General features: G+C 36.8%; 5 protein-coding genes and 1 pseudogene. 1 reads left to right on the forward strand and 5 read right to left on the reverse strand.

Annotated elements, in window-relative coordinates; translation table 11 throughout:
• Positions 1-191 precede the first annotated feature (191 nt).
• The 5 genes and pseudogenes from F7D73_RS13795 to F7D73_RS13815 all read right to left on the reverse strand — a co-directional run bounded on the left by F7D73_RS13795 (position 192) and on the right by F7D73_RS13815 (position 7,193).
• Positions 192-2,393, reverse strand: a complete 2,202-nt coding sequence (locus F7D73_RS13795; RefSeq protein ID WP_437181960.1) for a peptidase domain-containing ABC transporter — start codon at positions 2,391-2,393, stop codon at positions 192-194.
• A 2-nt stretch (positions 2,394-2,395) separates the two neighbouring features.
• Positions 2,396-4,504 carry a hypothetical protein gene (locus tag F7D73_RS13800; protein WP_153096114.1) on the reverse strand — a complete coding sequence of 703 codons (2,109 nt, stop codon included), beginning with the start codon at positions 4,502-4,504 and terminating at the stop codon, positions 2,396-2,398.
• A complete protein-coding gene (locus tag F7D73_RS13805; RefSeq protein WP_153096115.1) occupies positions 4,494-5,789 on the reverse strand; it encodes a radical SAM/SPASM domain-containing protein in 1,296 nt (431 codons plus the stop codon). Before F7D73_RS13805 ends, F7D73_RS13800 begins: the two co-directional genes overlap by 11 nt.
• A 569-nt stretch (positions 5,790-6,358) precedes the next feature.
• A pseudogene (locus F7D73_RS13810) lies at positions 6,359-6,526 on the reverse strand (plasmid mobilization protein); the annotation flags it as partial.
• 184 nt (positions 6,527-6,710) lie between these two features.
• Positions 6,711-7,193 carry a DUF3408 domain-containing protein gene (locus F7D73_RS13815; protein ID WP_153125598.1) on the reverse strand — a complete coding sequence of 161 codons (483 nt, stop codon included), beginning with the start codon at positions 7,191-7,193 and terminating at the stop codon, positions 6,711-6,713.
• Positions 7,194-7,590: 397 nt separating this feature from the next.
• Here F7D73_RS13815 and F7D73_RS13820 point away from each other — a divergent pair.
• A partial coding sequence (locus F7D73_RS13820) for a helix-turn-helix domain-containing protein (RefSeq protein WP_153125600.1) occupies positions 7,591-7,864 on the forward strand: 274 nt, incomplete at its 3' end.

Genomic DNA, 7,864 nt, shown 5'->3' on the forward strand with positions numbered 1-7,864 from the left:
TTAGCATCTATGGATATAGGATAAGGTATCTTGTAGAAAGCAACTGCGAGGGCGAGGACTATTGTCGTAATGACAACCGTTCCCAAGCTGACGAGGCGAGGAGGAACTTTGCCTATCACGTTCCTCACCTTCTCGCTTCTCAACTCGATATTATCTGATTCTTTTTCATTCTGTTCCATATTAAAAGCATTTTAGTTTCCCAATTCCAACTGATTCTTCACAAGGTTATAATATGCCCCTCGCTTGGCGGTCAAAGACTCATGGTTGCCTATCTCAGCCACCTTTCCATGGTCGATGACCACGATTTGGTCGGCATTCTTCACCGTGCTTAGGCGATGAGCCACAATCACAACGGTCTTGCCCTTATAGAACTTATCCAAGTTCTCCACGATGCTTCTCTCATTATTGGCATCGAGCGAGTTTGTAGCCTCGTCAAGGAATATATAGTCAGGATTCTTGTAAACCGCCCTTGCAATCAAGATACGCTGTTTCTGTCCTTGGCTTAGTCCCACGCCATCACGTCCAATCTTGGTATTGAACTTCAGAGGCAAAGCCATTACATACTCCTTGATACAAGCTATCTCGGCTGCTTTCAACAACCGTTCCTTGTCTATGTCGCCATCGTCAACGGCAATGTTTCGTGCTATACTCTCCGAGAAGATAACGCCATCCTGCATCACTACGCCACATTGTCTGCGCCACCATTTCTTGTTGAGCTTGTTAATGTTGGTATTGCCAATGTTGATTTGTCCCTCCAAGACAGAATAATAACCTAGCATTAAGCGGATGAGGGTGGTCTTTCCACTGCCAGATGCGCCAACGATGGCAGTTACCTTACCTTGCGGAATGTGAATGCGCACATCATCTATGGTCTTGCGCAAAGCATGTGGGTCGTACTTGAATATGATGTTCTTGATGTCAATGCCCTCATTCTTATCTTCAATAGAAGTCAGCAAGCCTTCCTTTCCATTCTCATCATCCATCTGGTGAATCTCGTTGATACGTTCCAAGCTAATCTTCACATCTTGCAGGGAATAAAAGAAGTTCATCAATTGATCTACAGGTGTATTTAATTGACCAATAATATACTGTATGGCAAGCATCATGCCAAGGGTCATGTCTCCGTGAATTACCGCTGTTGCAGCTATAACTGTAATGATGGTATTTTTAGTTTCATTGATGAATATGCACCCTGCTTCTTGCATTTGTTGGAGTTTGAGCGATTTCATCTGTACTTCAAACAAATCAGCTTGTGTATCTTCCCATTCCCATCTTCTGCGTTGCTCACAATCCTGCAATTTGATTTCTTGCATAGAGGTGATAAACTCGTAAGTTTTGTTGTTGTTGATGGCTTGCTGTTCAAATAACTCATAATCTAGTACTTTCCTCCGTCTTAAGAATAAAGTCATCCATGCGCCATAGAGAATACTTCCAAGCAAGAAGATAGCAAACACAAATTTATCGTATAAGAACAGCACCACAGAAAACACAACAAAAGTGAATATCGCAAATGTTATGTTGAGTGTCTGCTGTGTGAGAAATTTATTCACACGACTATGGTCACTCATTCTTTGCATCAAGTCTCCCATAAGCTTTGTGTCAAAGAAAGACATTGGAAGCTTCAGTAATTTAATGAAGAAGTCACTCAATAGTGAAATGTTAATGCGCAAGGAGATATGAAGCAATAACCATCTACGGATAAAGTCAATAGCTGTTCGGCTAATTGTTAGCATAAGTTGTCCCAATAATATCAGCCAAACAAAACCAATGTCTTGGTTTTTGATGCCAACATCAACAATAGATTGGGTGAGAAATGGCAAGACTAACTGTAAAAGGCTTCCAACAACCAAACCTAGTACAATTTGCCCAAAATACTTACGATATTTTTTCACATACCCCAAGAGAAAACGAAAAGACCGCTTTTCTTTTATGTTCTCTTCTTTCTGCATCTTGTAAGCAAAAAAGGCAGGTGTAGTTTCCAAGAACATAGCGATGCCCTTGTCTTCACCATTGGTATTTGTGCTTAGCCAATGTTTCTTGAATTCATCAAGAGTATAAGTTATCAAACCTTTTCCTGGGTCAGCAATATAGTATTTGTTGTTCTTTATTCTATATAAAACGACAAAATGATTTTGATTCCAATGCAAAATGCAAGGAAGAGGAACAATTTGTAACTTATTGATACTGGTTCTTGCAGCTATAGCATGAAAACCAAGAATCGTAGCAGACTCACTTAATCCCATTAAAGACACTCCCTCTTTATTAGCATGACATAAGTTTGCCATAGTTTCTATGGAAATGCTACGACCGAAAAACTTACATATCATACACAAACAAGCAATGCCACATTGCATAGAATCATGTTGTATGAAAAGTGGAAATTTTTTCATCATTTTTATTTTACAATACCATCTATGTTGTCCGAATTATTTAATCTTTTATTTCTTGCCTTATAAGATTTACCCCAATTTATGTCATAGGAAACACCTAGAGTTATCATATTAGCATTGTCCTTTATTCTAAAATACTCAGTTTTATATAAACCATTTCTAGCATACTCGAAACCAGAACTCTGAACATATTTTTTAAACGGATTCCATACTCCAAGTGAGAAAGTCATTCTTTTGTATTTATAAGAACAATCAACGCTGCCTGTGGATTCTCCATAAAAACTTTTCATTCCAAATAATTCCTTTGGATTATGATTGAAAGATATATTTGCAGAAAAGTTTTTCAGGTAGAACACTATCTTCCCACCATATGTATAGTCTGTTAAAGAGAAAGTTTCGTCTTCTATTTTAAATTTATAATAGTTGTATGAAATATAGCCATCAATGAACAACATGTCCTTTATGATGTCAAAGCTTGTGTAAAAATTTATTTTACGAACAGTTTTTGAATCAAAATTTATATGTTGATAACCTAATTTCCCATTTTGACAATAAATACCAGACGCAAAAAGATTTTTTGCACTTTCGATATTGTAGTTTAGTGAAATATACCATCTGTTAGGATTCCAAGATAAAGATAATTTATGTTTTATGTTGTCATAAGGACGCAAGGCAGAATTGCCTGTTTCGAATTCATATCTATTCAAATTTTTTGTAATTCCACTTAATGTTGACAAGCTTGGTATTGTTGGTTGCATTGAAAATTGATAAGACATACTAAAATTGTCTAAAGGCATATACTTAATTCTGCCTAAAGGACGATATAATACTTTGTTAAAAGAATTGCCACCTTCCTTGAAACTAACCCAATTTATACCTATTCCCCCCATGTAGTAGATATTTTTAACATTCCCAGAGAATTGGGTATAAGCGTATAAATTTTGGTCTTTTGAATCAAAATCATTTGTAATATCATAACTATATAAATTGTGAGTGTCTGAATATTTGTATCTTAAACCAGAATCCCATGAAAGATTTTTTAAAGAATAAGTATGCATGATTTCTGTTATAAGAGACTTACGCTTTCCTTCTACCCCATACTCAAAATGGGAATTATTTTCGTTTACATTTTCAGTATATGAATAATCATAGTTTGTCTGTAATATTTTTCCTACCATATTAAAGAGCAATGACTGTTTGGAGGAAATTTTATATTCAGAAAACAAGTCTATTGCAGGTGAATGACTTTTGTCTTTTGGTGACCTAAATGAATTTCCAATCAAACTTTTCTTATCAAATATCTCCTGTGAGCAATTTTGATTGGTGTTTCGGTTTGTACTATAGTTGAATTTTATGTTAAATGTAAAGTTATTCTTGTAATAATTATATGCAGCATCTATATTTTGAAGAAAGTATCCATATGGCGATTCTACGCCCTTTCTGGATATTTCAACATCTTCATTTTCTAGATACGTATCTGTGTATGAATTGGAATAATCTCGGTACTTGCTATTATAGCTTAGGCTAAACAAACTGTTTGCCTTGTTAAATTTGACATAAGCACTATTATATAGCGACATTGTTGTTAGAGCCGCATCTTCATAGAGTCCAAATTGTCCACCAGAAGTATGCCTTTTAGTTACAATGTTAATGATTGCACTAATGTTACTGTCATTATATCGTGCTCCTAATTTATCAAAAAACTCTATTTTTTTTACATCGCTTGGGATTATCGTCAAAAAATCTGCAATAGTGGCATCAATGTTGTTGATTTTAAAAAGTATATTACTTCCATTAATAGTTGTTGCATTCTTGTTCTGGCGGTCAACGATTACTCCTGGCAGTTTTATTTTGCTCAGCAAATCCCATGCAGATGACGATGCCTTCTGCATATTAGAAGTTGGAATTAATATTAAGCGGTCTGATTTTGTTATGATATTTGAACCTTTTACAACGACATCTGACAAGTTAAAGATTCTAGATGTATCAGACAAGTTCTTTGATATTGTATCGGTTACTATAAAATCAGAGCCTATTGTGAAAAGACATTTTTCCCCACTAAAAACATCCAAAGTAACCCAAAGAAGAAAAAATATACAAAAACTATTTCTCATTATTTCTTTCTATTAAAAAGTTGTAGAAATCTTCTATAATATAATTTTCCTTACCATATTTCTTGTTAAGTATGCAAGGTAAATTTTCTCCCTTTTCTAAGAGTTTTTGCGAACAGGGCTTAGGACATGCTGGAAGAAAATTACAAATCTGACATCTAGATGGCAATTCTAAATTTAATCTATCCTGCAATTTCATTTCATTCCATTCTAACTGTCCTTCACTAGTGATAAGACCATATGAATTTTCAGACGAGAATGTCCTTGCTGTACACTTGTAAATATTTCCATCATAATTTATGACAACTTGATTGTAATTGTCTGCATAACACCCATAAGTGTATTTTGAAGTAGCCAAATAACTACATTGTATTTTATTTGTTTGACATTGTAAGACAAAATCTAAGATTTTCTTTTCATCTAACTTTTCTGCATTTACTTGCCAAACTTTAGATACCATAATTTTCAAATTGTTATTTTGCTTTATTTCAGCAAGCTCGTTTGCAATGTTTGTAAGGGAATCTAACGTTCTATTGGACACATTAATCCTTACCAAGATTTCGCTTTTAGGTGAATCTTGTTGTATTAATTTTATCGCTGATAAAATTTGCGAATATGTCCCATTGCCATTGACCTTATATTTCCTTACCTTATCATGAATATTTTGCCATCCATCCAAGGTGATTTGAAAGCTCGGTTCATAGGGACTTAATTTTGCGACAAAGTCTTTGTCTATCAACGTTCCATTGGTAGTAAACGAAGTCGCCAAATAAAATCCATGTATTTTTGAGAGTTCATAAATGCTTTCGATTAACGAAAAAACAATATTTTTTTGCAACAAAGGTTCTCCTCCAAAGAAACTTAAAATTAATTTCTTAAAAGGCTCTTTGGTAATTTTCTCTTTGATATGCAATATGATTGCTGCGACCATTTCTGAAGTCATATGGGACTTTTCTATATGACTCTCGTAGCAATACCAACATTTTAAATTACAATCCATTGTTGGATTGACGATAATATGATAAATATCTTTAGAAAACTTACGTTCTTGTACTGAAGACAAATACTTTTTCTGTTCGTCATTTTCGTCTGTAACGATGAAACCATTAGCCTCTAATGTTCTATGTAAGTTGGGATTTTTTGTATTTAGTTTTTCAACATTATCTTTGCAGCTTAGATAGTCTTGGTATGCATTTTTACCTATAATTAATCTGGAATAATTATATGCGTTAAAGCATAACACAACATTTTCCATCTCAACAAAATGGTTATACTGACTATATTTCATATTCAATTTACTTGTTGTTTATAAATAATTAGGTACAACTATCTATTATAGTCGTACCTAATTCTTAGGGGTTAATAACACTTAGCAACCGCAATTGTTACATTGACAATTGTTACACTGAGGATTATTTTGCTCAAAGTTCTGATGTTGCTCCTTGTCATTGTTACCACCTGTAACAACAACCAAACAATCTTCAGTCAGAACATCTTCTCCCAACAAAGAGACTAATGTGGAAATTTTTCGTTCTTCCATACTTGATGTTTAAGGATCCTACCCTATTAAGTTAATAATGACTTTTCTTTTTGCTATAAAAGCGATACAAAAATAATGTTTTTATTTCGAAGTCACAAATATTTTCATACAGTTTAACATAAAAAACGTATAAAACATGTTTTTCTGTTCGTTCCGAACTATATTTTGTTGTTGCAAAGGAGAATAATAATATTCAATTAAGATTTTATATGGTTGCTTTATCCTATGAGGATAGCTGGCATCATTTCAATGTATGACTCTTAGTTTCAATTTGCATACATCAGAAGCAAAGACTTAACCTCTCCTTTCTATGTCTACTCTCGTATATACTCCGCCAACTTGCGGTTGGCTTTTCTCGCCCTCAGCCTCAAAGCCTCGTAGCTTGGCTTCGAGAACTTCACCGTGACAGACTTCGACAGCTTGCGAACCCTGCCCGTAGGCGGTCTTCCGCCCTTTTTCCTATTCTGTTCCTGTATGTTTGTCATTCGATATACTGTTTACAGTTGGTACACTCACTTTCTGCGACCGTCGGGAGCAAAATTCCTCCGCCCTCATGGTGGAGCGAGGCGTTTTGGGGTTCCCAAAACATAACCTCGCTCCCTCTCAGAACACGTTAGTTGGAACTACAGCCTTTCAGCTATCCACGTCCAAGGTCGCAGACCTTAATTCTCACAATTTGCGCCAAGCCTCGAAGTCCTCTTCATAAAGGCTTAGGTGGTGGCGCACGATGTTCTCGATGATGCCCGATACGCTCATGCGTCTCCCTCCGAGGATGCGGACGACACGATCAAGACGGTCTCGTACATCGGAACTGACGAAGACTGGCTTGCGGTCGTCAATCCTTGGAACTTGGAGGAAGGTCTGCTGATACTCCTCCAATGTCGCCTTGCGCTGCTTGCCACTGATGCGCTTCTGCGGATTCGGTGGCGATTGAGCCTCGTTCGTTGTTGTTTCCTCTCTATAGGGAGTTGTTGCAGCAACTTTCTCTACAATTGCTCTCAACTCTGGGTTCTCTACATCATCATAGAGAGAATCACAACTACTTGGATTGGCTTTGTTGCCATACGTAGATGGTTTAACAAAATCCAAATACTCTTTTTCCATCAGCTCCTTTTGCTCAGGAGCCAAGACTACATCTTTTGTTCTTGCCATAGCTTATGCTGTTTTATTTGTTAGTATAGTGGTCACGGTTTGCACCATTGACCGATTGTCGGGTGCAAAGTAAGTGTACTGAGTGCAGCCATGCAACTGATTGGGTGTAACGTGGCAATTTAGTTGTGGCTTGCTTATTTGCATACCGAGATAGTTGTGAGAACTTCAACGTATTTCTCAACTCATCATTGTTCATGTATTCGTTGCAGTCGTGCAAGTTTTTCTTGTTGTTTTTGGCGTTGAAGTCGGCAACCCCCGGCAACATACTGCCACAGAAATTGAAAACGCTTGTTTTTAGATTGCCGTGCCTTATCTTTGCACTCACAAACGTGGAGCACAGCATATGCGTGGAGCTTTGCGACATACAACATAGTATTAACTTAGAAAAAAGAAAAGTATGGGATTCATCGTATTCGAGGAAGAGGCATTCAACTATCTTGATGCCCAGTTGGAGAACTTCGTGAAGCGCATGGACAGAATCCGTGAGCGCAGTGAGGACAAGACCATGAACAAGTGGCTCGACACGCAGGACGTGTGTCAGACGCTCAACATCTGCCCACGGACAGTACAGACGCTTCGGGACAACGGAACTTTGGCTTATACGCAAATCAGCCACAAGACCTACTACAAGCCGGAGGACGTGATGGCTATCGTAGCAGTAGTGGAGGACA

The organism is Segatella copri (assembly GCF_009494395.1).
Lineage (GTDB): Bacteria > Bacteroidota > Bacteroidia > Bacteroidales > Bacteroidaceae > Prevotella.

Bases quoted from the DNA above. Each gene is read 5' to 3' on its own strand.
- F7D73_RS13805 (WP_153096115.1), bottom strand. From the start codon at position 5,789: ATGAAATATAGTCAGTATAACCATTTTGTTGAGATGGAAAATGTTGTG.
- F7D73_RS13795 (WP_437181960.1), bottom strand. From the start codon at position 2,393: ATGATGAAAAAATTTCCACTTTTCATACAACATGATTCTATGCAATGT.
- F7D73_RS13800 (WP_153096114.1), bottom strand. From the start codon at position 4,504: ATGAGAAATAGTTTTTGTATATTTTTTCTTCTTTGGGTTACTTTGGAT.
- F7D73_RS13815 (WP_153125598.1), bottom strand. From the start codon at position 7,193: ATGGCAAGAACAAAAGATGTAGTCTTGGCTCCTGAGCAAAAGGAGCTG.